General features: G+C 63.1%; 20 protein-coding genes and 3 tRNA genes. 20 read left to right on the plus strand and 3 right to left on the minus strand.

Annotated features, from left to right (window positions below):
* The first annotated feature begins 80 nt into the window (after positions 1-80).
* The 3 genes from HWU94_RS04610 (at position 81) to HWU94_RS04620 (ending at position 2,766) form a co-directional block, all read left to right on the plus strand.
* Positions 81-431 (plus strand): hypothetical protein, encoded by a 351-nt coding sequence (locus tag HWU94_RS04610; protein ID WP_185174506.1) that lies wholly within the window; start codon positions 81-83, stop codon positions 429-431.
* Positions 432-496: 65 nt separating this feature from the next.
* On the plus strand, positions 497-1,555 hold the full coding sequence (locus HWU94_RS04615; RefSeq protein ID WP_185174507.1) for a 3-isopropylmalate dehydrogenase: 1,059 nt from the start codon (positions 497-499) through the stop codon (positions 1,553-1,555).
* Between the two features lie 113 nt (positions 1,556-1,668).
* Positions 1,669-2,766 (plus strand): branched-chain amino acid aminotransferase, encoded by a 1,098-nt coding sequence (locus tag HWU94_RS04620; RefSeq protein ID WP_185174508.1) that lies wholly within the window; start codon positions 1,669-1,671, stop codon positions 2,764-2,766.
* A 96-nt stretch (positions 2,767-2,862) separates the two neighbouring features.
* Here the strand turns inward: HWU94_RS04620 and HWU94_RS04625 are convergent, their stop codons facing one another.
* Positions 2,863-4,554 carry an ATP-binding cassette domain-containing protein gene (locus HWU94_RS04625; RefSeq protein ID WP_185174509.1) on the minus strand — a complete coding sequence of 564 codons (1,692 nt, stop codon included), beginning with the start codon at positions 4,552-4,554 and terminating at the stop codon, positions 2,863-2,865.
* Between the two features lie 269 nt (positions 4,555-4,823).
* On the opposite strand from HWU94_RS04625, the gene HWU94_RS04630 reads away from it, so the two are divergent.
* From HWU94_RS04630 to HWU94_RS04660, 7 genes are all read left to right on the plus strand, one after another.
* Entirely contained in the window at positions 4,824-5,600 is a 777-nt protein-coding gene (locus HWU94_RS04630) for a fumarylacetoacetate hydrolase family protein (RefSeq protein WP_185174510.1), read from the plus strand.
* A 49-nt stretch (positions 5,601-5,649) separates the two neighbouring features.
* Positions 5,650-7,164 (plus strand): glutamate--tRNA ligase, encoded by a 1,515-nt coding sequence (gene gltX, locus HWU94_RS04635; protein ID WP_185174511.1) that lies wholly within the window; start codon positions 5,650-5,652, stop codon positions 7,162-7,164.
* A 309-nt stretch (positions 7,165-7,473) separates the two neighbouring features.
* Positions 7,474-7,545, plus strand: a tRNA-Gln gene (locus tag HWU94_RS04640).
* A gap of 25 nt (positions 7,546-7,570) precedes the next feature.
* Positions 7,571-7,643, plus strand: a tRNA-Glu gene (locus HWU94_RS04645).
* Between the two features lie 244 nt (positions 7,644-7,887).
* Positions 7,888-7,960: transfer RNA gene (locus HWU94_RS04650), tRNA-Glu, on the plus strand.
* A 107-nt stretch (positions 7,961-8,067) separates the two neighbouring features.
* Complete coding sequence (locus tag HWU94_RS04655; protein ID WP_244956026.1) at positions 8,068-9,861, plus strand: dynamin family protein; 1,794 nt, start codon at positions 8,068-8,070, stop codon at positions 9,859-9,861.
* Positions 9,862-9,876: 15 nt separating this feature from the next.
* Positions 9,877-11,592 carry a dynamin family protein gene (locus tag HWU94_RS04660; protein WP_185174512.1) on the plus strand — a complete coding sequence of 572 codons (1,716 nt, stop codon included), beginning with the start codon at positions 9,877-9,879 and terminating at the stop codon, positions 11,590-11,592.
* A gap of 143 nt (positions 11,593-11,735) precedes the next feature.
* Here HWU94_RS04660 and HWU94_RS04665 read toward each other — a convergent pair whose 3' ends face one another.
* Positions 11,736-12,452: an IclR family transcriptional regulator gene (locus HWU94_RS04665; RefSeq protein ID WP_185174513.1), complete on the minus strand. Its 717-nt coding sequence runs from the start codon at positions 12,450-12,452 to the stop codon at positions 11,736-11,738.
* Between the two features lie 219 nt (positions 12,453-12,671).
* Here HWU94_RS04665 and leuC point away from each other — a divergent pair, with 219 nt between their 5' ends.
* The 6 genes from leuC (at position 12,672) to HWU94_RS04695 (ending at position 19,337) form a co-directional block, all read left to right on the plus strand.
* On the plus strand, positions 12,672-14,093 hold the full coding sequence (gene leuC / locus HWU94_RS04670) for a 3-isopropylmalate dehydratase large subunit (protein WP_185174514.1): 1,422 nt from the start codon (positions 12,672-12,674) through the stop codon (positions 14,091-14,093).
* A gap of 46 nt (positions 14,094-14,139) precedes the next feature.
* Complete coding sequence (leuD, locus tag HWU94_RS04675; protein WP_185174515.1) at positions 14,140-14,733, plus strand: 3-isopropylmalate dehydratase small subunit; 594 nt, start codon at positions 14,140-14,142, stop codon at positions 14,731-14,733.
* Positions 14,734-14,952: 219 nt separating this feature from the next.
* Positions 14,953-16,275 carry a UDP-N-acetylglucosamine 1-carboxyvinyltransferase gene (murA, locus tag HWU94_RS04680; RefSeq protein WP_135013844.1) on the plus strand — a complete coding sequence of 441 codons (1,323 nt, stop codon included), beginning with the start codon at positions 14,953-14,955 and terminating at the stop codon, positions 16,273-16,275.
* A gap of 1 nt (position 16,276) precedes the next feature.
* A complete protein-coding gene (locus HWU94_RS04685) occupies positions 16,277-17,050 on the plus strand; it encodes a 1-acyl-sn-glycerol-3-phosphate acyltransferase (RefSeq protein WP_244956027.1) in 774 nt (257 codons plus the stop codon).
* 27 nt (positions 17,051-17,077) lie between these two features.
* Positions 17,078-18,169, plus strand: coding sequence for an NAD(P)H-dependent glycerol-3-phosphate dehydrogenase (locus HWU94_RS04690; RefSeq protein ID WP_185174516.1), 1,092 nt, complete (start codon positions 17,078-17,080; stop codon positions 18,167-18,169).
* Between the two features lie 40 nt (positions 18,170-18,209).
* Positions 18,210-19,337, plus strand: a complete 1,128-nt coding sequence (locus HWU94_RS04695; RefSeq protein ID WP_185174517.1) for a D-alanine--D-alanine ligase family protein — start codon at positions 18,210-18,212, stop codon at positions 19,335-19,337.
* Between the two features lie 102 nt (positions 19,338-19,439).
* On the opposite strand, the gene HWU94_RS04700 is transcribed toward HWU94_RS04695, so the two are convergent.
* A complete protein-coding gene (locus HWU94_RS04700; RefSeq protein WP_244956028.1) occupies positions 19,440-19,967 on the minus strand; it encodes a DUF3515 family protein in 528 nt (175 codons plus the stop codon).
* Between the two features lie 148 nt (positions 19,968-20,115).
* On the opposite strand from HWU94_RS04700, the gene HWU94_RS04705 reads away from it, so the two are divergent.
* From HWU94_RS04705 to HWU94_RS04720, 4 genes are read left to right on the plus strand one after another with little or no spacing between them, the layout of a single operon-like run.
* Positions 20,116-21,078 carry a hypothetical protein gene (locus HWU94_RS04705; RefSeq protein WP_185174519.1) on the plus strand — a complete coding sequence of 321 codons (963 nt, stop codon included), beginning with the start codon at positions 20,116-20,118 and terminating at the stop codon, positions 21,076-21,078.
* 7 nt (positions 21,079-21,085) lie between these two features.
* Positions 21,086-22,126, plus strand: a complete 1,041-nt coding sequence (thiL, locus tag HWU94_RS04710; RefSeq protein WP_185174520.1) for a thiamine-phosphate kinase — start codon at positions 21,086-21,088, stop codon at positions 22,124-22,126.
* The gene (locus HWU94_RS04715) at positions 22,107-23,078 is read left to right on the plus strand and encodes a DAK2 domain-containing protein (RefSeq protein ID WP_185174521.1); all 972 of its coding nucleotides are present in this window, start codon (positions 22,107-22,109) and stop codon (positions 23,076-23,078) included. The genes thiL and HWU94_RS04715 overlap by 20 nt, the downstream gene beginning before the upstream one ends.
* Positions 23,078-25,642: an ATP-dependent DNA helicase RecG gene (locus tag HWU94_RS04720; protein ID WP_185174522.1), complete on the plus strand. Its 2,565-nt coding sequence runs from the start codon at positions 23,078-23,080 to the stop codon at positions 25,640-25,642. Before HWU94_RS04715 ends, HWU94_RS04720 begins: the two co-directional genes overlap by 1 nt.
* Positions 25,643-25,737: the final 95 nt, after the last annotated feature.

The following is a 25,737-nucleotide window of genomic DNA, read 5'->3' on the forward strand; positions in this document are numbered from 1 at the left end:
TAGAACCACATGCCTTGTTGAGCCCCGAATAAATTCTGGGGCTGGTGACAAGGCATGTGGTTCTCTTTTATAGTGTGGCTATGGAACAAGAAAAAGAGTTCTTTGGGGCGGTATTGCACCTGGCTATGCCCCTCACCCCGAGCGACCGTGAACCGAATACAGCAGAACGTGAGGCAGCAACTGCTGCCCTTGAAGAAGCTCAGATAGAGCAGACCTGCGACTGCGGCACCTGCCTCACCTACAACCTGCTTTACCCGGGCGAGCCCATCGACCAGGACCTGCCCCGTACCTACCTATCCGTAGGTACCCAGGACGGGGACGCGCTCGTCCTCGCCCATCTGGCTGGTGGCAGGCTTACCACTCTAGAAGTAGCTCCCACAGGCAATAAGCCGGTAGCGGCCCTACCAGCTACCGACCACCTCACACCCTAGATCAATATATGAAACCACCAGTCAAAATATGGGCAAAGCTGCACTCGCAGGACTAGCCTTAAACCATGACTGAAAACAGCTCCATCAACCTGGCAGTAATCCCCGGCGACGGCATCGGCCCCGAAGTAGTAGCCCAAGCCCACCGCGTCCTCACCCGCGCCGCCGAACTCGACAACATCACTGTCACCTCCACCGAATACCCCCTCGGTGCAGAACACTGGCTTGCAACCGGTCAGACCCTCACCGAAGAGACCAAGACCGCGCTCGCCCAGCACGACGCCATCCTCTTCGGCGCTGTGGGAGCCGACCCGCGCTCGTCCGCCGTGCCCAGCGGCCTGATTGAACGAGAAATCCTGCTCAACCTGCGTTTCTCCTTCGACCACTACATCAACCTGCGCCCCTCCCGTCTCTTCCCCGGAGCTGTCTCCCCCCTGACCAACCCCGGAGACATCGATTTCGTCGTCGTCCGCGAAGGCACCGAAGGCCCCTACGCCGGTAACGGCGGTGTGCTTCGCGCCGGAACCGATGCCGAAATCGCCACCGAAGTTTCGGTCAACACCGCCTACGGCATCGAGCGCCTGGTGCGCTACGCTTTCGAGCTGGCAGCCAGCCGCGAGAAGAAAAAGCTGACCCTGATTCACAAGACCAACGTGCTGGTCAATGCCGGTGCCCTCTACACCCGCATCTTCAACAAGGTCGCCGAAGAATACCCCCAGGTCACCACCGACTACCTGCACATCGACGCAGCCACCATCTTCTTCACCACCGACCCCGCCCGCTTCGACGTGATCGTCACCGATAACCTCTTCGGCGACATCCTCACCGACCAGGCAGGTGCCATCACCGGCGGAATCGGCTACGCCGCCTGCGGCAACATCAACGCTGACGGCACCTACCCCTCCATGTTCGAACCCGTCCACGGCTCAGCCCCCGACATCGCCGGGCAGAACAAGGCCAACCCGACCGCAACCGTCCTGGCCGCTGCCATGCTCCTGCGCCACCTGGGCCACGAGACCAGTGCCGCCCGCATCGAACAGGCGGTAGAAGCAGACCTCGCAGCCAACCCCGGCGCAACCCGCGCCACCGACGAAATAGGCGATGCAATCCTCGCCCAGCTCCACTAAAACGCCAGCACCCCACCGAAACCCGGTGGGGTCTTGCGTAAGCTAGCTAACAGAGCTCAAGCCACTGGGGTACCCTAGAATACAGACCCCACGACACCGTTTGAAGGATGAGCATGTCACTCGAATTCACTATCAACCGCAACCCCAATCCCGCCAGCGACGAACGCCGCGCCGAAATTCTCGCCAACCCCGGCTTCGGCAACTTCTTCACCGACCACATGGTGCGCATCGACTGGCACGGCACCCACACCGACGGCGGCGAATGGACCAACGCCCAGGTTCTGCCCTACGGCCCCCTGAGCCTGGACCCGGCGGCGTCCGTCTTCCACTACGGCCAGGAAATCTTCGAGGGCATCAAGGCCTACCGTCAGGCGGACGGGTCCATCACCACCTTCCGCCCCGAAGAAAACGCTTCTCGACTGAACAAGTCAGCTGACCGCCTGGTGCTGCCTAACCTGCCCGAAGAGCTCTTCGTTGAGGCGATCCGCCAGCTGGTGACTATTGACGCTGACTGGGTTCCCTCCGGTGAGGGTGAATCCCTCTACCTGCGCCCCTTCATGATTGCCACCGAGGCTTTCTTGGGTATTCGCCCGGCGCACGAGGTCTCCTTCTTCATCATTGCGTCTCCTGCTGGTAACTACTTCGGCACCCCCAAGCCCGTCGATATCTGGCTTTCGACCACCTACGCCCGCGCTGGTGTGGGCGGCACCGGTGAGGCTAAGTGCGGTGGTAACTACGCGGCTTCTCTGGCTGCTCAGCTGGAGGGTGAGGCCCAGGGCTGCAAGCAGGTCATCTTCAAGGACCCCAACCGCGATGACGCCATTGAAGAGCTGGGCGGCATGAACGTTTTCTTCGTCTACAAGGACGGACGCATCGTCACCCCTGAGCTGACCGGCACGATTCTGCGCGGTGTGACCCGCAAGTCCATTATCAAGCTGGCTGAGGACCGCGGCCACACTGTTGAGGAACGCAAGATTACCCTGAGCGAGTGGCGCGAGGGCGTAGCTTCTGGTGAGATTACCGAGATTTTTGCCTGCGGTACCGCTGCCGTCATTACCCCCGTGGGTAAGCTCAAGGCCGCTGACTTTGAGATTCCCTCGGCTTCTGGCGCGGACGGCGGTGAGGTCACCATGGCCCTGCGCGAAGAGTTGGTAGGCATTCAGACCGGTAAGGTCGAGGACCGCCTGGGCTGGAACGTGAAGCTGGTCTAGCCTACCCTTTGTCGGCTGCCCTGCAAAGGGACCAGATTTCCAAAAAAGGACCGCAAAATATGCGGTCCTTTTTTGGTTTTGCGGTCCCCTTGCTGACTAGGGCAGGGCGGGCAGAGTCAGGACGCCCATCAGGCCCAGTTGCGCGCAGAAGGCTTCGTCGTGGCTGACCACCAGGAGCGCACCCTCGTAGGAGGCTAACGCCTGCACCAGCCAGTCCACCGAGGCCATATCGAGGTTGTTGGTGGGTTCGTCCAGAATCAGCAGCTGCGGTGCCGGGCTGGCCAAAAGGACGGTCGCCAGGGCCACCCGGAAGCGTTCGCCACCGGAGAGAACCCCCACGGGGAGGTGCACCCGTTCCCGGCGGAAGAGCAGCCGGGCCAGATCATCGCGGCCCTGCTGCTCAGTCAGCGTCGGGTTGGCTGCCATGACCAGCTGCAGCATGCTCTGCTCCTGGGGCAGAATCAAACGCTGGGGCAGGTAACCGGTGTTCTCTACCCGGTAGTCGCAGGCGTAGCGGGCGGTTTCAGCAGCCTGAGAATCACCCATGATGGCCCTCAACAGGGTGCTCTTACCTGACCCGTTAGCCCCGGCTAGCCGTAGGCGCTCCGGGCCCTGGACAATCAGCCGCTCAGGCAGGGGCGGAATAGCAGCCGCCCCGTCGCCTGCCTGCTCCTGCTCACCCTGGTGGGGGCTGGCGTCCTGCCTATCAGCCTGCCGCAGGATGAGTTCCAGCACCCGTTTACCTGCTGGCACCCGGGTGTCGGGCAGGTCAAGGTAGATGGGCTGGTCCTCGCGGATATCCCGCTCCCGGGCCTGGCGGGTGGCAGTAGCGGCATCTAGCCTACCCTGGTGGGTCTGCCGAACCTTAGCGGCCGACCGCTGGGCCGACGCCGCCGCCAGCCCCATCGACATACGCGAACCCCGCCGGTTAGCCTGGGCAGTCGCCCCAGCCCGGGCCGCGCGGGCCAGCTTAGTTTCTGCCTCGATGCGCTCCCGCTTTTCCTGCCGCTCAACCTGCTTGGCCTCGCGCAGGTGGCGGGCAGCGGCGTCCTGCTCGTTATCGATGGCCTGCCGGTAGGCGCTGTAGTTACCGGTGAAAGAGCGCAGGGTTCCCTGCCTGAGTTCCAGCACTTCATCGACCCGCTCTAGCAGGTCGCGGTCGTGACTGACCACGAGCACGGGGCAAGGCAGACTGTCTAGAATCCGGTAGAGAGTGGCGCGGGCGTCAGCGTCGAGGTTGTTGGTGGGTTCATCGAGCAGCAGGACGCCGGGGCGTGAGGCAACCAGTGCCGTGAGGGCTGCGGTAACGGCTTCGCCACCCGAGAGCGTGCCGACGGTGCGCCGCATGAGGGCGCGGGCGTCGGTAGCGGCTAGGGCGGGGGAGAAGCCGGACGCGGCCAGGGCAGCCTGGGCTTGCTCAGCGGCATCCCAGTTATCACCGATCCGGTCGTAGAGCTCTTCGGAGTAGTCACCGGCTTCTAGCGCGGTGAGAGCATCGAGGACGTCGGTGATAGCGAAGAGGTCGGCGATGGTGGTCTGCGGGGTGAGCCCTAAATCCTGGGGCAGGTAGGCGACGGTGCCAGGCCGGGTGATACTGCCGCTCGTTGGTTCTAGCGTGCCAGTTAGGAGCTTGAGCAGGGTTGATTTGCCGGAGCCGTTATCGCCAATGAGGGCTGTAACCGGGGCACTGACAGCGCCGGTGAGGTTTTCAAAGCAGGGGGTGCCGTCGGGCCAAATCAGGCTGAGGCTATTAAAAGAAAGGTGGGGTTCGGGTACGGAAATAGGCATGAGGGTGCGATCCATTCAGCGTCAAAGAGATAAGGTGCTGAAAACCGCGGTGAGGGGTTTCAGCGTGGTCTAGAGAGCCGCTGAAAAATCCACTGGGGAGCCTTCCGTAGGGAACAAGAACTGGTGATTACTGTAGGGGAGTGGGGCGGATACTGTCAACCACTACGGTAGGTACCATCTGAGTCAGAAAAGACCACCAGCCAGGTGGGTTTTTCCGATTTAAATGGTCCATTCTGGGGCGGGGGCGGGGAGTCCGGTAGTCTAGAACCATGCGCATTGCCCGATTTACCGTAGACGATACCCTGCACTTTGGCCTGGTTGAAGGTGAGCCCGGGGAAGAGACCATCACCGTCCTCTCCGGCGACCCCTTCTACACCGGCATCAACCCCACCGACAAGCGATACCCCATCGCCGACGTCCGCCTGCTTGCCCCCATCATCCCCCGCTCCAAGGTCATTGGTGTGGCCCGCAACTGGCGTGACCACGCGTCCGAACTGGGCAACGAAACCCCCACCACCCCCCAGTTCTTCTTCAAGCCCAACACTTCCGTCATCGGCCCCGGCGACCCCATCGCCCTGCCCGAATGGTCAGATAACGTCTCTTTCGAAGGTGAGCTCGCCGTCGTGATCGGCCGCATCGCCAAGTCCGTACCCCTGGACCGCGTGCCTGAAGTGATTTACGGCTTCACCGTCGCCAACGACCTGACCGCCCGCGACGCCCAAAAAACCGACATCCAGTGGGCCCGCGCCAAGGGCTTTGACGGTGCCTGCCCCATCGGCCCCTGGATCGAAACCGACCTGGATACCGACGACCTCACCATCCAAACCTGGGTTGACGGCGACCTCAAGCAGGACGGCACCACCGCCGATATGGTCTTCTCCGTCGCCGAACTCGTCGCCGCCGCCAGCGAATACTTCACCCTGCTACCCGGCGATGTGATTCTCACCGGTACCCCCGCAGGGGTAGGACGCCTGAGCGCAGGTAACGAGGTCGAGATTGAGGTTGAGGGTATCGGCTCCCTCATCAACACCGTCCGCGCCGAGTAAACTAGAACCTACGAACAGCTTTCAACTAGAAAGGGATGTGCCCGCATCCATGAGTGATTACGCTCTGAAACTCAACGACCCCAGCGAGACCCGCGTCCGCTTCTGCCCCTCACCCACCGGCACCCCGCACGTGGGTATGGTGCGAACCGCCCTCTTTAACTGGGCCTACGCCAAGCACACCGGCGGTACCATGGTCTTCCGCATTGAAGACACCGACGCCGCCCGTGACTCCGAAGAGTCCTTCAACCAGGTGCTCGAATCCCTGCAGTGGCTGGGCATCAACTGGGACGAGGGCGTCGGCATCGGCGGCCCCCACGCCCCCTACCGCCAGTCAGAGCGTATGGATATCTACGCTGACGTGGTAGAAAAGCTCAAGGCCGGCGGCTTCATCTACGAAGATTTCTCAACCCCCGAAGAGGTTGAAGAGCGCCACAAGGCTAAGGGTGAAGACCCCAAGCTGGGCTACGACAACTTCGACCGCGACCTGACCGAAGAGCAGAAGGCCGCCTACCGCGCCGAGGGCCGTACCCCCGTGCTGCGCCTGCGCATGCCCGATGAGGACATCACCTTCCACGACCTGGTGCGCGGTGATATCACCTTCAAGGCCGGTTCTGTACCCGACTTCGTGGTCGTCCGCGCTAACGGCAAGCCCCTCTACACCCTGGTTAACCCCGTTGACGATGCCCTCATGGGCATCACCCACGTGCTGCGTGGTGAGGACCTGCTGTCATCAACTCCCCGCCAGATTGCCCTCTACCGGGCCCTGGTTGAGGTTGGCGTCACCAGCTTTATCCCCGAATTTGGCCACCTGCCCTACGTCATGGGCCAGGGCAACAAGAAGCTTTCCAAGCGCGACCCCGAGTCCAGCCTCTACAACCTGCTGGATGCCGGTTTTATCAAGGAAGGCCTGCTCAACTACCTCTCCCTGCTGGGCTGGTCCCTTTCCCACGATGAAGACATCTTCACCATGGATCAGATGGTTGCTGCCTTCGACATCAAGGACGTTCTGGCCAACCCCGCCCGCTTCGACCTGAAGAAGGCAGAGGCCATCAACGGCACCCACATTCGTCTGCTGGAGGCAGAGGACTTCCGCAACCGCCTGGTTCCCTTCCTGCATAAGGCTGAACTGGTATCCGCTGAGAGCTTCGAGAATCTGACCGAGCGTGAGCAGGCTATTCTGACCGAGGCAGCCCCTCTGGTGCAGGAGCGCATGCAGCTTCTGGGCGAGGCCCCCGGCCTGCTGGGCTTCCTCTTCACCGCAGACGAGAACATCGAGGTTGCTGAGGACGCCGCCAAGCAGCTCAAGGAGTCAGCACCGGCAGTTCTTGACGCGGCTATTACCGCCGTTGAGGGCCTGACTGATTTCACCGCTGCCACCATCGAAGCTGCCCTGCGCGAAGCTATCGTCGACGGTCTTGAGATCAAGCCCCGCCTGGCCTTCGGCCCGGTGCGCACCGCCATGAGCGGCCAGCGCATCTCACCGCCGCTCTTCGAGTCTATGGAGATTCTGGGCAAGGATTCCTCTCTTGCCCGCCTGAAGAAGCTCCGCGCTTCGCTGGCCTAAAAAATTTTGAGGTTTAGCTCACACACCGCCCCGTGAACCCACCTAATAGGGGAGCGGGGCGGTGCTTTTTATAAGACCTGGGAGGGGAGAAAAGTGGGGAAGTAGGACGCCTGCAGCGGCTTTTTCAGGAATTTTTACAATAATTTTGGGGCTAAAAACCGCTAGAAATAAGGGTAAACGCGGGGTTAACTACTTGAATGTGAGCCAGCTCTACAGATTTCAAGTTGCATGCCCTCAAAAGCTCGTATAGAGTTATTACTCGTTGCGGCGATGAGTTCCGAAAGGAAAACAAGCCGGAGCAAATAATAATGGGATATGGTGTAATTGGCAACACTACGGTTTCTGGTACCGTCATTCTAGGTTCGAGTCCTGGTATCCCAGCGAGCATCTTGGTTCAAGATGTTACGGCCCCATCGTATAGCGGCCTAGTACTCCGCCCTCTCACGGCGGCAACACCGGTTCAAATCCGGTTGGGGTCACAGGCTAAAATCCCTCGCTTCATTCGAAGCGGGGGATTTTTTCGTGTGTCTGAATGCAACATGTTGCGGTGGCCTCCAAATGTGGCAGCGCCATCGCCACATATGGCGGTAGGTGCCACATTTGCCCTGTGCGCCTGTGTTCTTAGAAATGGCGCAGATTACACCCTTCCAGCTTGCGCACAGGTAAACGGTGTGTGTATAGTTTTATCTGTTGTCGGAAACGGCAGCAGCTCGGAAGAGTTTCGGCCCCATCGTATAGCGGCCTAGTACTCCGCCCTCTCACGGCGGCAACACCGGTTCAAATCCGGTTGGGGTCACAGGCTAAAAGCTCCACATCCAGTAGGATGTGGAGCTTTTCTTTTGCCCACAGCGTCATTGGCTGCCAAGCCCCGCGTCTTTCGCTAAACATGCGAGAATAGGGTACGTGCACAACGAATCAATCACTCCCGCTCTCACCGCAGTTCGCGATGCCCGCAATACCCTTGCTGCGGCGTCCTTCCCCCTGGTTACCGGCTCTGCCGACGCAGCGCGCAAGGAGGCGCGTACCGCCGTTACCCAGCTCGATGATTACATCCTGCCTAAGCTGGCTACCCTCGACGCCCCGCTGACCGTTGTGGTGGGTGGCTCTACCGGTGCCGGTAAGTCTACCCTGGTGAACACCCTGATGGGGGAGCCCGTCACCCGCTCCGGCGCGATCCGCCCCACCACCCGTCAGCCCGTCCTTCTGCACCGCCCCGAAGACGCTGACGCTTTCACCCCCGAGCGTATGCTGCCCCACCTGGTGCGAGTTCCCGTAGCCCCCGGCGAAGCCCTGCCCGGTGCTAACCCCCACAAGGGCCAGGATGAGCTGGTCACCGTACCTGTCGACTCCTTGCCTGCCGGAATCGCCCTGATTGACGCCCCCGACTTCGACTCGGTCTCGGATGAGAACCGCCGCCTGGCTCAGCAGCTCTTGCGCGCTGCCGACCTCTGGCTGTTTGTCACCACCGCCAACCGCTACGCCGACGCCGTGCCCTGGGAGATTCTGCGCCAGGCCGCTGCCCGCGATATCACCATCGCCGTGGTGCTCAACCGCGTGCCCGAAGGTGCCGAGGACGAAATTGAAGCCGACCTCACCCGCATGCTGACCGAAGCGGGCATCACCCCCGCCCTGATTCACTCTGTGACCGAACAGGAACGCGACGAACGCGGCCTGCTGCCCTCCGTCGCCCTCACCCCCCTGATTTTCTGGCTGCGCTCCCTGGGCGCTGACGTGGACGCCCGCTCCGATATCGCCCGCCGCACCCTAGAAGGTGCGGTGCGGGCGGTAGGGCAGCAGGCAGCTATTCTCGCCCAGGCTGCCGGTGAACAGCAGGACGCCGAAGCCCGCCTGCGTGCGGACGTCACCTCAGCCTTTGAGCGAGCCCTGGGCAACCTGAACGAGGCCACCCAGGACGGGCAGATGCTCCGCGGCGAGGTGCTGACCCGCTGGCAGGACTTTGTGGGCACCGGTGAATTCTTCCGCCAGGTGGAAACCACTATCGGCAAGGTGCGCGACCGCGTTGCCGGCTTCTTCAGAGGCACCCCGCCTACCCGCGCCGTAGAGGTGGAACAGGCCCTTGAAGTGGGCCTGCACTCGGTCATTATGGAAGAGGCTGCTGCCGCTGCCGAAACCGCCCAGCGCCGCTGGCTCGAAGACCGAGCCGGGCGCGCCCTGCTAGCCGGGGACGACCTGGCAGCCCTGGATGAGAACTTCTCCGAAGAGGTCGCCGAGTCAATTCGAGCCTGGCAACAGGACGTCATGGACATCATCTCCGCCGAAGGCGCCGGTAAGCGCCAGCGGGCCCGTTTCATGTCACTGGGCGTAAACGTCACCGCCGTGATTCTGATGGTGGCGGTCTTCTCCATGACCGGCGGTCTCACCGGCCTGGAAGTGGGTATCGCCGGTGGCTCGGGCGTAGTGGGCCAGAAACTGCTCGAAGCAATTTTTGGTGAGGACGCCGTACGCCGCATGGCAGCCGGTGCCCGCACCCGCCTCGAAGAGCGTATGCGAGAGCTCCTTGTCAGCCAGCAGGAGCGCTTTACCCAGCGCCTGGACGAGGCAAGCGGCAGCACAGATCCCGAAACCCCCTCAGCTGCCGACCTGACCGAAGCGGCCCAGATTCTGGCCCGCGCGGGGGAGCAGCTGGCGTCCGCCTCCACCGCAACTACCCCCGCACCCACAACCGAGACCAAGTAAGCGAGAGTACCCACCGTGACCACCACAGATACAGCTTTCGCCACCACCGCCCTGGCCACCCGACTGGACGCCCTCACTGAGGCACTTGACCTGGGCGAAGGGCGAGTAGCCCCCGAAACCCTCGAAGCTGCCCGTGCAACCCTGGGCCGGGCAGCAGCCCGCCGGGAGCTCTCAGCCGAACACACCGTCATCGGCTTCTTCGGTGCCACCGGCTCGGGCAAGTCCACCCTCTTCAACGCGGTAGTCGGCAAAGACATCGCTAAGAGCGCAGCCCGCCGCCCCACCACCTCCACCGCCCAGGCCGCCATCTGGGGTAAGGAAGGGGCAGAACCCCTGCTGGACTGGCTGGGCGTAACCAACCGTACCTACATGGACGAAGACCCCGCCCAGGCCGCAGAAGCCCTCAACCGCGCCGACGTTCCGGTCACCGTGGGTATGTGGAACAAGATTCGCCGCTCGGTAGGAGCCGGTAAGACCGAACAGGCCAGCGGCGGGCTCATCTTGCTCGACCTACCCGACTTCGACTCGGTAGAAGCCTCTAACCGGGCTATCGTTGAAAAAATGGCCGAGTGCGTCGATGTGCTGGTCTGGGTCATGGACCCGCAAAAGTATGCCGACGCTGTAATTCACCAGGACTTCATCCAGCCCCTGGCCGCCCACGGGGCAGTAACCCTGGCCGTGCTCAACCAGGTGGATAGGCTCGATGAAGCCGAGGTCCCGTCAGTGCTCGACTCTCTCAAGCTCCTGCTGGCCCAGGATGGGCTGAGCTCTACCCTGCTCGCTGACCCCCTGGGCGTCTCAGCCCGCACCGGCTACCAGATACCCCGCCTCCGCGAGATCCTCGGGCAGGTGGCTGTCGCCAAGAGTGCCGCGGTTGCCCGTCTCGAAGCCGATTTGGCGGGCGTCCGCTCAGACCTTGCTGCCCAGGACGGCGGGGGAGAGCCCGCCGGCATCACCGCCGCAGCAACCACCCGGCTCGAGGACGACTTCTACACCGCCTCGGGTGCAGAAGCCCTGGTTAAGGCCGCAGCGGACTCCTACAAGCTGCACGCGGCCTCATCCACCGGCTGGATTGCAACCCGCTGGCTGCTCAAAATCAAACGCGACCCCCTCAAACGCCTGGGCCTGCATAAGGACCACGATGGGGCGCCTATCTCTAAGTCCTCCCTGCCGCCGCTGGGAGCTCCCCAGAAAGCGGCCCTCTCAACCTCCCTGCGCACCTTCGCCACGAGCGTCTCAGACGGAGTTGAAGAGCCCTGGAGCCACTCCATCAGGGCAGCAGCCCGCACCTTCGAGGGCCAGCTCCCCGGCGAAATTGAGCGCGCCGCAGCCACCGTGCACTACGACGCCCAGAAGAAGCGCTGGTGGTGGCACCTGCTCAACGCCCTGCAATGGGTCGGGCTGGCAACGGCTCTTGTGGGCCTGCTCTGGCTCACCGGCCTGGCAGTGGCAGGCTACTTCCAGATTGTGCTGCCTGACCCGCCCACCATCGAGGGTTTCCCCCTGCCTGTGCCCACCCTGCTCGTAGCCACCGGCATCTTACTGGGCATAATCACCGCGGCCCTGGGCCGAGGGCTAGCGGCAGTGGGGCACCGCATCTACGCTAAGAACATCCGCCGTCAGCTCGAAACAAACCTGGCAGATGTGGCAGCCCGCTGCGTCACCGCCCCCGTGCAAGACGAACTAGCCCGCCTCCAGGGCTACCGCCAGGCCCTGCACGAGGCCCGATAAAACAAAAACTCCCCGCCTACCGAAACCGGTGAGCGGGGAGTTTCTGTATTTCAGCTTCCGCCCGCAGATTTATTTCCTCGCGCGCTCGGAATCTGCTGGGCTCCATCCAGCGCGAGCCTGTGTAACCCCTGCTGAAGAAGGTTCTAGCTACGCAGTGCATCAGTCAGCGCAGCTGCAGCCTCGCACACTACTTCGGCGTGCAGGCGGCCGGGTTGTCGGGTTAGACGCTCGATGGGGCCCGAGATTGAAACCGCCGCAATGACCTTGCCGGAGGGGGAGCGCACCGGCGCTGAAACGGATGCGGTACCGCGTTCACGCTCACCGACAGACTGGGCCCAGCCGCGGCGGCGGACGGCTGCCAACATGGTGGCTGAGAAACGGGCGTTGTGTAGGCCCTCGACTAGGCGGGCGTGGTCTTCCCAAGCGGTAAGAATCTGGGCGGCTGACCCTGCCTTCATGGAAAGCTGGGTGCCCACCGGGATGGTGTCGCGCAGGCCGATAGGACGCTCGGCGGAGGCCACGCAGACGCGCCAGTCGCCCTGGCGGCGGAAGACCTGGGAGGACTCACCGGTGACATTGCGCAGGTTGTTGAGTACGGGGCCTGCGGCTGCAATCAGCCGGTCTTCACCGGCGGCGCTGGAGAGTTCGCCCAGGCGGGGGCCGAGCATGAAGCGGCCCTGAACGTCGCGGGCTACCAGGCGGTGGTGGGTGAGAGCAACAGCCAGTCGGTGGGCCGTGGGGCGGGCAAGCCCGGTGGCTTCAACGAGCTGGGACAGGGTAGCGGGGCCTGCTTCGAGACAGTCAAGAATGTGGGCGGCTTTGTCGAGGACGCCGACGCCTGAGCTGCGGTTATCTTGCATGGTGGTAACTTTCGCCTGTGGTCGTGGGCCGGGCTGCGGCCCAGGTGAATGGTGCGGTGGGGGCCTTTCGAGTGTGAAAGATTGAGAGCTAAAAGGATTGTGCCCGTATAACCTATCATGACTTCTCATATGCTGATATGCAAGTTCATTTATTGGAAAGATTTTCTTTGGCGCGTCACACTTGTTAAAGCATCACGAGAAAATTTTTTGGAGGACGACATGGCTGGTATTACCGACCATACCCCGCGAACCTTGGCAGAGAAGGTCTGGGACGCGCACACTGTAGTGCCCGGCGAAGACGGCAAGCCCGATCTGCTCTACATCGACCTGCACCTGGTCCACGAAGTGACCTCACCCCAGGCTTTCGAGGGCCTGCGCCTTGAAGGGCGCCCACTGCGTCGCCTCGACCTCACCATCGCAACCGAGGATCACAACACTCCCACCGAGAACATCTTCTCCACCATCGCTGACCTGACCTCCCGCACCCAGATTGAAACCCTGCGTCGCAATGCTGAGGAATTTGGGGTACGTATTCACTCCCTGGGTGATAAAGAGCAGGGTATCGTGCACGTGGTGGGCCCCCAGCTGGGTCTGACTATGCCCGGCATGACCGTGGTCTGCGGTGACTCCCACACCTCAACCCACGGCGCTTTCGGTGCCCTGGCCTTCGGTATCGGTACCTCTGAGGTGGAGCACGTGATGGCTACCCAGACCCTGCCCCTGGCCCCCTTCAAGACCATGGCCATCAACGTTGAGGGCACCCTCAAGCCCGGCGTCACCGCTAAGGACATCATCCTGGCTGTTATCGCCGAAATCGGTACCGGCGGTGGCCAGGGCTATGTGCTGGAATACCGTGGCTCGGCTATTCGTGCTCTCTCGATGGAGGGCCGCATGACCATCTGCAACATGTCCATTGAAGCCGGTGCCCGCGCCGGCATGGTCGCTCCCGACGAGACCACCTTTGAATACGTCAAGGGCCGCCCCCACGCACCGACCGGTGAGAACTGGGACGCCGCCGTTGAGTATTGGAAGACCCTGCCCACCGACGAGGGCGCAACCTTCGACCGCGAGGTCTTCATCAATGCCGACGAGCTTGAACCCTTCGTCACCTGGGGCACCAACCCGGGCCAGGGCGTCCCTCTCTCCCAGGCTGTGCCCTTCCCCGAGGACTTCGAGGACGAAAACGAGCAGAAGGCTGCTACCCGCGCCCTGGAATACATGGACCTGACCGCAGGTACCCCCATGAAGGATATCCCCGTGGACGTGGTCTTCCTGGGCTCCTGCACCAACTCCCGCATCGAGGATCTGCGCGCTGCCGCCGAAATCGTCAAGGGCCAGAAGCTGGCTGAGGGCGTACGTATGATGGTTGTCCCCGGCTCCCAGAAGGTGCGAGCCCAGGCCGAAGAAGAGGGCCTGGACCAGATTTTCAAGGACTTCGGCGCCGACTGGCGTTTTGCCGGCTGCTCCATGTGCCTGGGTATGAACCCCGACCAGCTGGCCCCCGGCGAACGCTGCGCTTCGACCTCCAACCGCAACTTTGAAGGACGCCAGGGTAAGGGCGGACGCACCCACCTGGTTTCCCCTCTGGTCGCCGCTGCTACAGCCATTCGTGGCACTCTCTCATCACCGGCAGACCTGTAGGTCCTCTTTGAATGAACCCGGTAAGCCCGGGTGGAACGGATTTTTCATGGAACCCATTAAGAAGCACACCGGCGTTGGCGTGCCCCTGCGTGCCTCCAACGTCGACACCGACCAGATTATCCCCGCCGTCTACCTCAAGCGCGTGACCAAGACCGGCTTCGACGATGCCCTGTTCGCTGGCTGGCGCAAGGACGAAAACTTTATCCTCAACCAGGAGCCCTACAAGCACGGTACAGTGCTGGTCGCTGGCCCTGACTTCGGCACCGGCTCATCCCGCGAGCACGCGGTCTGGGCCCTCAAGGACTATGGTTTCCGCGTGGTCATCTCAGCCCGTTTCGCTGACATCTTCCGCGGTAACTCCGGCAAGCAGGGCTTGGTTGCTGCCCAGGTAGACCAGGACAACATTGAACTGATCTGGAAGCAGCTAGAGGCCGAACCCGGCACCGAAGTCACCATTGACCTGGAAGACAAGACCGTCACCGTCGGTGCTTTGACCGTGCCCTTCCAGATTGACGACTATGTGCGCTGGCGTCTGATGGAAGGCCTGGACGACATCGGCCTAACCCTGCAGCACGAGGACGCCATCACCGCCTACGAGGCCAAGCGCCCCGCCTGGCTGCCCCGCACCCAGCAGCTGTAAAACCCGCCCACAGCTTAACCCAAAGAACGCCGTGCCCCGAGCACCGGCGTCCTTTGGGCGTTCTGCCTGGCCCGTCTAGATAAGTAAAAGCTGTGGTATGGCTAAGAACACCGCCTGTACAACAACCAGTGCACCTAAGTGGGGTAAAGTTGGTAAACGAGAATTGACGCGTAAAGTAACGCGAATCAACACCCTAGTAGTTTTGACGATTGGACATACATGGTCAGCGCACTGCGTATTGAAGGTGGCACCCCTCTGAAGGGCGAGGTAAACGTCCGCGGTGCTAAGAACCTGGTCCCCAAGGCCATGGTTGCCGCCCTGCTGGGCTCCACCCCCTCGGTGCTCCGCAATGTTCCCGAAATCAAGGACGTGCAGGTTGTTACCGACCTAGTTGAGCTGCACGGCGTTTCGGTGGACTACAACATGCAGGCCGGCGAGCTGCGCATGGACCCCTCAAAGGTCTCTGTAGCCAACCACACCGACATCGAGGTGCACGCAGGCGACTCCCGCATCCCGATTCTGCTCTGTGGCCCCCTGCTGCACACTATCGGTGAAGCCTTCATCCCCGACCTGGGCGGCTGTAAGATCGGCGACCGCCCCATCAACTGGCACCTGCGGGTGCTCGAAAAGTTCGGCGCCAAGATTGAGAAACTGCCCACCGGCATTTCCATGAAGGCCCCCGCAGACGGGCTCAAGGGTGCCCAGATCAACCTGGAATACCCCTCAGTGGGTGCTACTGAGCAGGTTCTGCTGGCCGCTTCCCGCGCCAAGGGCAAGACCGAGCTGACCGGCGCTGCCATCGAACCCGAGATCATGGACCTCATCGCTATCCTGCAGAAGATGGGCGCCATCATCACCGTCGAAACTGACCGCCAGATCATCATCGAGGGCGTCGACGAACTGACCGGCTTCAACCACGTGGCCATGCCTGACCGCAACGAATCAGCCTCCTGGGCGTCAGCAGCACTGGCCACCGGCGGCGACATCTTCGTACGCAACGCCAACCAGAAGGACCTCTCCACCTTCATCAACGTCTACCGCAAGCTGGGCGGCGGACTGGACATCACCGACGAGGGCATCCGCTTCTTCCACCAGGGCGGCGACCTGAACCCCCTCTTCGTTGAAACCAACGTGCACCCCGGCTTCATGACCGACTGGCAGCAGCCCCTAGTGGTAGCTATGACCCAGGCTAAGGGCGTCTCCGTTGTTCACGAGACCGTCTACGAGAACCGCTTCGGCTTCACCGACGCCCTGGTTCGTATGGGCGCTACCGTGCAGCTGCACAAGGACTGCCTGGGCCCCACCCCCTGCCGCTTCGGCCACCAGAACTTCAAGCACTCAGCTATCATCACCGGTAAGACCCCCCTGCGCGGGGCCGACATCAACGTGCCCGACCTGCGTGGTGGCTTCTCCCACGTGATTGCTGCTCTGACCGCTGAAGGCACCTCAAACGTTACCGGCGTTTCTGTGATCTCCCGCGGCTACGAGCACTTCGTTGATAAGCTCACCGCCCTGGGCGCTAACTTCGAGGTCACTGCCTAAGATGAGCAAGAACAGCGCTTCTTTGAGTGATATCAAGCCCACCAAGATGGGGGACGCGGTCTACACCGTAGCCGGTACGCTCTTGCGCCCCCTCTACAACCTACCCATGAAGGCGCAGATTGAGGGGCGGGAGAAGCTACCCAAGACCGGCGGGTTTATCGTGGTCTCAAACCACCTGACCGTGGTAGACCCGATTACCGCAGCCTACCCCTTCTTCCTTGAGGGCGTGCTGCCCCGGTTCTTGGCCAAAGAAGCGCTGTTTAGGGTGCCGGTGCTGGGCTGGCTCATGCGCCAGTGCGCCCATATCCCGGTTGCCCGCGGCTCAGCCCGGGCCGGGCAGTCTCTTGAGGTTGCCCAGAATGTTCTGGACGCCGGGGGAGCGGTCATTATCTTCCCTGAGGGCACCTTAACCAAAGATCCAGAGCTGTGGCCCATGACCGGTAAATCGGGGGCAGCCCGCCTGGCCCTGGCCACCGGCGCCCCGGTCTACCCGGTAGCCCACTGGGGCGACCAGGACTTCTGGCCCCGTCGCGGCAAGCCCCGCTTCAGCTGGCCCCGTAAGAAGGTCAAGATTGTGGTGGGCGACCCGGTCGATTTCAGCGACCTGGTCCAGCGCCGCGAAGACGGTGCCCGCTACACCCACGACGAGCTGGCCGCCGTCACCAACCGCATGCTCGACGACGTCACCACCCTGCTTGAGGGCCTGCGCGGCGAGAAAGCCCCCGCCGGGCGCTGGAATGCCGTTTTGGACGTCCGCCAGTCACCTGACCAGTAAACCGCACAAGGGGGAGGTAACGCACCCATGACCGATGTGAAGCACCAGAAAATCGCTGTTCTCGGAGCAGGTAGCTGGGGCACCGCTTTTGCCAAGGTTGTTGCGGACGCCGCCGCCAGCTCAGGCGCCGACCGGCAGGTCGTGTTGTGGGGGCGTAACCCCAACACGATGGAAGCCATGCAACAGAGCCGCACCAACGAGGGCTACTTCCCCGGGGTCAAGCTCCCCGATAGCATGGTCATGACGGCCGATGCCGCTGAAGCCTTGACCGGGGCCAGCATTGTGGTGCTGGCTATTCCGGCCCAGGTGCTACGCTCCCAGCTTGAGGTCTTTGCCCCTCTGATGGAAGAGGACGCCCTGCTGGTGTCTCTGGCCAAGGGCCTAGAAATGGGCACGGGCCTGCGCATGAGTGAGGTCATAATTGAGGTGCTCCAGGGGCACCTCATCGCCAGCGGAGCTGCCCCCGAAGCGATTGAGGCTGTACCGGGACGCGTTACCGTGCTTTCCGGGCCCAACCTAGCCAAGGAGATCATTGCGGAGCAGCCCACCACCAGCGTGGTTGCCGCTCAAAGCGAGCAAACCGCACAGGCGGTTGCCGCTATCTGTGCCGCTGACTATTTCCGCCCCTACACCAACACCGATATCGTGGGCGTAGAAATTGGCGGGCTGGTCAAGAACGTCATTGCCCTCTGCGTGGGTATGTGCGAAGGTAAGCAGTACGGTGATAACTCCAAGGCCTCGGTCATGACCCGGGGTCTTGCTGAGACCACCCGCCTGGCCCTGGCTCTTGGCGGTAAGAGCGAGACCATGAGTGGCCTGGCAGGTATGGGCGACCTTATTGCCACCTGCGCCTCACCGCTTTCCCGCAACCATACCGCCGGTCGATTACTGGCCGAAGGCGTGGCCCCTGACCAGCTGCACACCGTGATGACCCAGACCGCCGAGTCTATTAAATCTGCCCCTGTTGTGGCAGAACTCGCGCGAAAAGTGGGGGTAGAAATGCCTATTACCGAAGCGGTCACCGCTGTGCTCGACCGTAGAATATCTGTTGAAGAATTAGCCCCCGCCCTGCTGGGCCGCTCCCTCAAATCTGAGGAAAGCACCCCGGCAGCCAGCTAGGGCAGACGGGGCTGAGCCCCACACGAAACCAAAGGACGTTATGACCGAAACCAGCACCAAACCTACCGTCGCCCTGCTGTGCGGTGGGCGCTCGTCCGAGCACTCCATCTCACTGATTACCGCCCGAGGCGTCCTCGGGGCTATCGACCACGAGAAGTACGACGTGGTCACTATCGGTATCACTAAGGACGGACGCTGGTACCTGACCAACGAGGCGGCCCTGGTCGAGCTGACCGAGGCTACCGCTCTGGCAGAATTCCCCGCTGAGGGCAAGCAGGTCTTCCTGCCCCTGGGCGGCGGCGACAACCGCCTACGCCTGATCGACTCCACCGATGCCACCAGCGTTGAGATGGGCCCGGCTATCGACGTGGTCTTCCCCCTGCTCCACGGCCCCTTCGGAGAGGACGGCACCGTGCAGGGCCTGCTGGAAATGGCAGATTTGAAGTACGTGGGCTGCGGCGTAGCCTCATCTGCTATCGGCATGGATAAGCACTTCATGAAGGTAGCCTTCGAGGCCGCTGGCCTAGAGGTTGGGCCCTATGAGGTTGTGACCCACCGCCAGTGGGTGCTTGACCAGGCAGGTGCACGCGAGCGCATCGAAAAGCTGGGCTACCCGGTCTTTGTGAAGCCTGCTCGTGCGGGTTCGTCCTTCGGTATTACTAAGGTTGATTCGGCGGACCAGCTCGATGCTGCGATTGCCGAGGCCCAGGCACATGATCCCAAGCTGGTGATTGAGGCCGGTATTGTGGGCCGTGAGATTGAGTGCGCTGTGCTCGATGGGCACCGCTCTGAGCTGCCTCGGGCTTCCTACCCCGGTGAGATTGTGGTGGTTGATGAGCAGCACGGTTTCTATGATTTTGAGGCCAAGTACGTGTCGAAGACTTCCGCTGAGACCCGCTGCCCGGCTGACCTGCCCGCTGAGGTTTCTGAGCGGATGCGCCAGCTAGCTGTTGAGGCCTTCCTGGCTGTTGACGGTGAGGGCCTGTGCCGCGCTGACTTCTTCTACACCGAGGACGGCCACCTGGTGATTAACGAGGTCAATACCATGCCCGGCTTTACCCCGATTTCTATGTATAAGACCATGTGGGAGAACACCGGCCTGGCCTATGGTGAGCTGATTGACGAGCTGATTTCTCTGGCCCTGGAGCGTCCCCTGGGTCTGCGCTAGGAGCCCTCAGCGAGGCACTGGGGTAAGCCCCTGCTTCTAGATATCAACGAAACCCCCGATACCTGAGATGGTATTGGGGGTTTGCTGACGGAGGTTTTTCGTTTAGCTGCCGGTGCCGCTGTCGACACCGGTGAGGGTGTCATCGACATTGGTGCACTGCATCTGCTGGGGTATCTGGGCGACGGCCGACGATACTTCTGCAAGGACGGTGGACGACGATACCCGGTCAGCGTCGAAGGTTACCTGTACGGCGGGGTCGCGGCCGAAGGTTTCGGCAACCCAGGTGCCGGTGGCAGTTTGCTCGGCGGCAGTAGCGAGTTCTTCGTCGGCGGGCTTGACGATCCAGTCAACGCCGTTGACCGAGACACAGGTATCTGAGACGGGGGCTATGCCGAGCTCGACCCCGCACTTGAGAATGACGGCGCTGGGGTCACCCCAGGCGGTGGTGGCCTGGGCGGTGGTTTCGCGCTGGGCCAGGCCGCTCACAGTATCGGGCATAGCAACCAGGGCATAGGCGCAGGTGGGGTTGGCGGCGTCTGGGGCCGGTTCAAGGTTGACGGCACCTGACCCGCAGCCGGTCAGGCCTAGAGCGGTTAAGACGAGGACGAGGAGTTTGTGCGGTGTTCTCACCTGGCTATTGTATAACTTTCGCCGTGGCAGCATGCCAGCACGCTGCTTGCTAGCCGGGGGAGAACAGATTCGGTAGGGTAGGGGTAGAGCTAGCCGGGGCAGGTAGCCGAACAAGACTATCTGGATATGAGCGATGGAAGGAGGGGCTGTGAAGCAGAAGACCTATTATGCGGCGGGGACGGCTCTTGCCGTGACGGCCCCCCTTGCCCTGCTCGCCGGGCAGGTTCTCACCGGCCCCCAGAGCGCTTTCGCTGCTGACCCGACAGAAAGCCCCGCCCCAACAAGCTCCACACCCACCAGCATGCCGTCGGTGGGTGGGAGCCCGAGCGAGAGCCCTAGCCTAGAGGTCACAGTTGCCCCTAGCGCTACTGAATCGCCCAGCCCCGAAACGCCAACACCTGAGACTCCCACACCGGAGGCTCCTAGCTCTGAGCCTACAAGTGCGGAGCCGACAAGCTCGGCACCAGAACCCACCAGCGACCCGGTGCCTTCGGCTGACCCTGAGCCGGCTCCTGCGCCTAGCGAGTCGGTCATCGTGGTTCCGGTACCGCCGGGGGAGACGTCCGCCCCCGATGTAACCGGCGGAGCTGCCGGGCTGCCCAGCCTGCCCGCCGCCGACCCCTCGGCTCAGCCGTCCGCCAGTCCGGGCCAGAGCGAGGGCAGCCAAGTTGCAGCACCGGGCCAGGGGGCCTTCGTACCCTCGACCCTGGGCAGCAACGTCGCCGGGGCCCAGGACCCGACCCGGATGGACGCCGATACCAGCCAGCTGGAAACCTCGCCGCTAGATGGAACCGTGCTGGGTATTTTTTCAAGTAGCCAGCAGAGCCCCAGGTACGCAGGGGCACCTGAGTGGGTGGAAGGCTTCTTGAACGTGTCGGGGGCCCAGGGGAACAAATCTTCATCTGCCGACCCCAACCAGGCCGCCGGTGTGGCCGGGGCAGAGATTCAGGGGCACCAGGCGGGGGCGGTGACCGGGGGGAGGATCTTCCAGCGAGGTGGCACCATTATGAACGGGGCCCGCCCCCTCATTATTTTTACGGGTCTTGCTACGGCGGGCCTGGCCCTGGTGGTCTTTAACTTTGTGTGGCGTAACCGCGCGCCCGGGAACTAGGAGCCCTATGCAGACCGTTACCCAGGTGAGTGAGGGCCAGCTTCTTGCCCTGTTTATGCCCGTGCTGGCCGAGCACAATGAGCGGGCGGCGGACGTCCGCGCCGAGCTGGGTGCCCCCGGCGCCCTGGTCCTGGGGCCGGGGGACGACTCTGCTGCCCTCGATCTGCGGGGCGGGCTGACCGTCATGAGCACCGACACCCAAACCGAAAACCAGGACTTCCGATGCAGTTGGCCCTCGGGCTACACAACCGGCGGGTATGAGGTGGGCTGGAAGGCCGCCACCCAGAACCTGGCCGATATCGCAGCTATGGGGGCTACCCCGGTCACCCTGCTGGTCTCCCTTACCCTGACACCCGATACCCCCGTGAGCTGGGTACAGGATTTTGCCCGGGGGCTCACCGAATCCTGTGTTACCCAGGGGGCTACTACCTGCACGATTGCCGGTGGTGATATGGGCTCCGGCAGTGAAATCTCGGTAACTGTTACCGCCGTGGGCCTGACCGACCGGCCCATCACCCGAAGTGGGGCCCGCCCCGGGGACGCTGTGGTCTTCGCCGGTGCCCTGGGCACCGCAGCTGCCGGCCTAGCCCTGCTCGACTCAGCCCCCTTCACCGCCACCGAAGAGCTGACCGCCTGCGTCCGCGCCCAGCAGCGCCCCCGCTCGCCCCTTCACCTGGGGCCGGAGGGCGCCCCCCACCTAACCTCCCTCATGGACGTCTCCGACGGGCTGGTACGCGACGGCGGCCGTATTGCAGCGGCCTCCGGCGTGGCCCTTGACCTCGACTCGACGGCCCTGGCTCCCTGGGTCAACAGGGTAGGCCCTGCAGCCCAACTCACCACAGGCACCCCCGAACAGGCGGACGCCCAAGCCCTACGCTGGGTACTGACCGGCGGGGAAGACCACGGTCTACTAGGCACCTGCCCACCCGTACAGATACCGCCCGGATTTACTAGAATTGGTACGGTACAGGCAGGCGACGGAATCACCGTCGACGGCCGCACCTACACCGCGAAAGGATGGGATCACTTTGAGGCAGGTTCCCGCTGACTGGTGGCTGAACTGGCTACTGCGCGCTCGCACCCAGCTGGTGGAGCACCGATCCCTTCTCAACCGCATTAACGTCTTCCCCGTGGCCGACGCCGACACCGGGGCCAACATGGTCGCCACCCTCGGGCGGGCCGCCGACACCGCCGGCATGGCGGATGAGCCCACCCTTGCCCTTGCCGCCCGGGCAGCCCTGCGCGGGGCCAGGGGAAACTCTGGAACCCTGCTAGCTGTCTGGCTCCTGGGTCTAGCTGAGGAACTGGGGGAGGCAGGGCAGCTGCTGCCCTCCACTGTCTACCCCCTGACCCCGCAGGCGCTCGCCGCTGCCTGGGAACGAGGAGCCCAGCAGGCGTCCGCCGCTCTGAGCCAGCCCGCCGACGGCACCATGCTCACCCTCATGCAGACTCTTGCTACCTGCCCGCTGCCAGATCCTACCGATGAAGAGGACCCCTGGCAGGTCTACCTCACGACCCTGCTGGCTGCCTCAGAGGCTGCCCTGCGAGCTACCGCCGAAGCAGACCACGCCCGTAACGGCTGGGTTGATTCCGGAGCCCTGGGCCTGCACCTGGTCTTAGTTGCCCTAGTGACAGAGCTACTGGGGGCCGCCCCACAGGCCACCTACCGCGACCTGCTCCAGGTGGGGGCGGCGTCCTTACCGCCCCGAAGCGCTCGGCAGCGCTCGGCGGCAGAAGCCCGTATCGAGGTTATGTGCGAGATTTATCTGCCGGTGCTCGAAGTAACCCAGCTGCGCAGCGCCCTTGAGACGGTCGGGGACTCGGTCTCCATCGCCCAGGTCGAAGCAGGGAACGAGGCTCTATGGGCTATCCACGTGCACGTCCCTGAAGCTGAGGACGCCCTGGCCCTCCTCCGCGCTGCGGGCAACCCCCTCAACGTACGAACCACCTCCCTGGATGACCCCGCCCACCAGGAAGCCCACCGAGAGCCCACCCCCTAATGGCAGCCCGTAAACTCAAGACCCCGGAACTGAGCGAGCAGGCAAAGGACGCCCTAGCCCGCTACGCCGCAGAAGACCGCCTCGATAACGCCCCCCTGGCCGACTACCTGGGGGCGACCCTGGCCAAGTCCTTCAAGACCCACCTGGGGCTAGAAACCGTGGGGCAGGCCCTGGACTACTACCCCCGCAAGTATCTGCCACGCGGGGAACTCACCCCCTTCTCCTCCCTGGTAGAAGGCACCGAAGCTACCATCGTCGCCAGGGTAGTGCGGGTGACAACCCGCCAGATGGCATCGCGCCGCGGGTCCATCACAGAAATCACCATCACCGACCAGCTAGATCAGGTTGGTCAGCCCGAGCCCGCCTGGCAACCCCCTAACCCCAACGCCTACCGGGGAGCGGCCCCACCGGCGTCCTACACCCGGGGCTACACCAACCCCCGCCTGCACGGTAGCGCAGGGGGCTACACCGACACCCAGCTACCGGGCACCCAGCCCAGCTACCAGCTGAGAGACGTCTTTGGCGGCTACGCCCCCGAACCCTACTCGCTGACAGCCAACGGCACCATGACCCTGAGCTTCTTCAACGCCTGGACAGCAGCCCGCGACATCCACGAGGGCGACCAGGTCATGTTCTCGGGCAAGGTGGGATCCTACCGGGGCGAAATCACCCTGACCAACCCCCACTACGCCGTCATCGCCGGAAAAGAACTGGCCGCTACCCCCGGTGCCAGCGCCGAAGCGATAGAGCGGGCTGCCGCGCGGGCGTCCGCCCCCATACCGGTCTATAAGGCCAGCCCCAAGTTCCCCACCGATAAGGTGGCCGCAGCCATCGAGACCCTGATTGAGCGCATCAATCTCAAGGAGCTCGAAGACCCCGTCCCCTTTACCGTGCGTAAGAGCCGCAAGATCCCCTCCCTGGAATGGACCTACCGGGCCGTGCACACCCCCGATACCGAAGAAACCTGGCGGGCAGCCCACCACTCCCTGCGCTACCGCGAGGCCTTCGTGCTACAGGCCGCTCTTGCCCGTATTCGTGCAGCCCGAGCCGCCCACCAGACCGTTGCCCGGCCCTATGTAGAGGGTGGTTTCGCGGACGCCCTGCTGGAGGCTCTGCCCTATCAGCTGACCGAGGGCCAGCAGGCCGTTGGCGCAGAAATCCGCTCTGACCTGGCCAGCTCTTCCCCCATGAACCGCCTGCTCCAGGGGGATGTAGGCTCGGGTAAAACTGTGGTGGCCCTGCGCGCCATGCTACAGGTGGCAGATAACGGTGCCCAATCGGCGATGCTGGCCCCCACCGAGGTGCTGGCCGAACAGCACTACCGGTCGGTGTGCGAGATTCTGGGCGATATGCTTGCCCCGCAGGACAGTTCCGGGAGCGCCGGTGCGGGCGTCCGCGTCGTGCTGCTCACCGCCTCCCTCAAAACCAAGGCCAAACGGGAAGCCCTGCTGGCTATCGCCTCGGGTGAGGCAGACATCGTTATTGGCACCCACGCCCTGCTCGGAGACTCGGTGACCTTCGCCGACCTCGGGCTGGTCGTGGTTGATGAACAGCACCGCTTCGGCGTTGAACAGCGCGATGCCCTGCGCGGGCCCGGCGGGGAGCTACCCCACCGACTGGTCATGACCGCCACCCCCATACCCCGTACCGTCGCCATGACTGTCTTTGGCGATCTCGACACCTCGGTGCTTGACCAGCTACCGGCCGGCCGCCAAAAAATTACCACCCACGTGGTGCCGCTGGCAGAGCACCCCCGCTGGGCTGACCGCATCTGGGCCCGTGCCCGCGAAGAAATCGATGCCGGGCACCAGGTTTATGTGGTGGTGCCCAAAATCGGCGGGGCCGATACTCCCGGTGACGCCGAGGCAGGTCAGACCCTCTTCGGGGCGAGTGGGCTCACCGGTAAGGGGCTGGGGTCCCAGGCCGCGGCGGGGGAGAGCGCCCGCGGTTCGCTGGCCTCGGTCGAGAGCACCCTGGAGGAGCTCGAGGACGTTCCCGCCCTGGCCGGGGTTCGCATCGAGGGGCTCCACGGGCGTATGGATACTGCCGAGAAGAACCGGGTCATGACCGAATTCTCCGCCGGTCGCATTGACCTGCTGGTGTCTACCACTGTGATTGAGGTGGGCGTGAACGTGCCCAACGCAACCCTCATGATCATCATGGACGCCGACCGCTTCGGTATTTCTGGCCTCCACCAGCTGCGCGGACGCATCGGTCGTGGCTCCCTGCCCGGTACCTGCCTGCTGGTTACTAAGCAGCCGGCGGACGGCGTCAGCCGGGAGCGACTGGCAGCGGTAGCGGCCACCACCGACGGCTTCGAGCTTTCGAGGGTTGACCTGGAACAGCGGCGCGAAGGCGATATTCTCGGCGCTGCCCAGTCTGGTAAGAAATCTACCCTCAAGCTGCTGCGTGCCCTGACCGATGCCAAACTTATCGAGCGGGCCCGGCAGGATGCCTTCGGAATTATTGAGGCTGACCCCACTCTGGCCAAACATCCCGACCTGGCCCGCACCATTGACCGGGCCCTTGACGCTGACCGCGAGGCCTTCCTGGGGCGCGGTTAGGCTCGGCCAAGGTCGTAGACCCCCGCATTTATTCTCACCAGCCCTACCGGTACCCTTATAACAGTCCCACCCCTACCACTACGAGCGGAGCGCAG

Origin of the sequence: Rothia nasimurium, from assembly GCF_014217215.1 — a bacterium.
In the GTDB taxonomy this organism is placed as follows: domain Bacteria; phylum Actinomycetota; class Actinomycetes; order Actinomycetales; family Micrococcaceae; genus Rothia; species Rothia avistercoris.

Excerpts from the sequence above, each read along its gene's own strand:
- leuC (WP_185174514.1), top strand. The coding sequence starts at position 12,672 with ATGGCTGGTATTACCGACCATACCCCGCGAACCTTGGCAGAGAAGGTC.
- HWU94_RS04665 (WP_185174513.1), bottom strand. The coding sequence starts at position 12,452 with ATGCAAGATAACCGCAGCTCAGGCGTCGGCGTCCTCGACAAAGCCGCC.
- murA (WP_135013844.1), top strand. The coding sequence starts at position 14,953 with ATGGTCAGCGCACTGCGTATTGAAGGTGGCACCCCTCTGAAGGGCGAG.
- thiL (WP_185174520.1), top strand. The coding sequence starts at position 21,086 with ATGCAGACCGTTACCCAGGTGAGTGAGGGCCAGCTTCTTGCCCTGTTT.
- HWU94_RS04695 (WP_185174517.1), top strand. The coding sequence starts at position 18,210 with ATGACCGAAACCAGCACCAAACCTACCGTCGCCCTGCTGTGCGGTGGG.
- gltX (WP_185174511.1), top strand. The coding sequence starts at position 5,650 with ATGAGTGATTACGCTCTGAAACTCAACGACCCCAGCGAGACCCGCGTC.
- HWU94_RS04685 (WP_244956027.1), top strand. The coding sequence starts at position 16,277 with ATGAGCAAGAACAGCGCTTCTTTGAGTGATATCAAGCCCACCAAGATG.
- HWU94_RS04610 (WP_185174506.1), top strand. The coding sequence starts at position 81 with ATGGAACAAGAAAAAGAGTTCTTTGGGGCGGTATTGCACCTGGCTATG.
- HWU94_RS04625 (WP_185174509.1), bottom strand. The coding sequence starts at position 4,554 with ATGCCTATTTCCGTACCCGAACCCCACCTTTCTTTTAATAGCCTCAGC.
- leuD (WP_185174515.1), top strand. The coding sequence starts at position 14,140 with ATGGAACCCATTAAGAAGCACACCGGCGTTGGCGTGCCCCTGCGTGCC.
- HWU94_RS04615 (WP_185174507.1), top strand. The coding sequence starts at position 497 with ATGACTGAAAACAGCTCCATCAACCTGGCAGTAATCCCCGGCGACGGC.
- HWU94_RS04690 (WP_185174516.1), top strand. The coding sequence starts at position 17,078 with ATGACCGATGTGAAGCACCAGAAAATCGCTGTTCTCGGAGCAGGTAGC.
- HWU94_RS04630 (WP_185174510.1), top strand. The coding sequence starts at position 4,824 with ATGCGCATTGCCCGATTTACCGTAGACGATACCCTGCACTTTGGCCTG.
- HWU94_RS04720 (WP_185174522.1), top strand. The coding sequence starts at position 23,078 with ATGGCAGCCCGTAAACTCAAGACCCCGGAACTGAGCGAGCAGGCAAAG.
- HWU94_RS04620 (WP_185174508.1), top strand. The coding sequence starts at position 1,669 with ATGTCACTCGAATTCACTATCAACCGCAACCCCAATCCCGCCAGCGAC.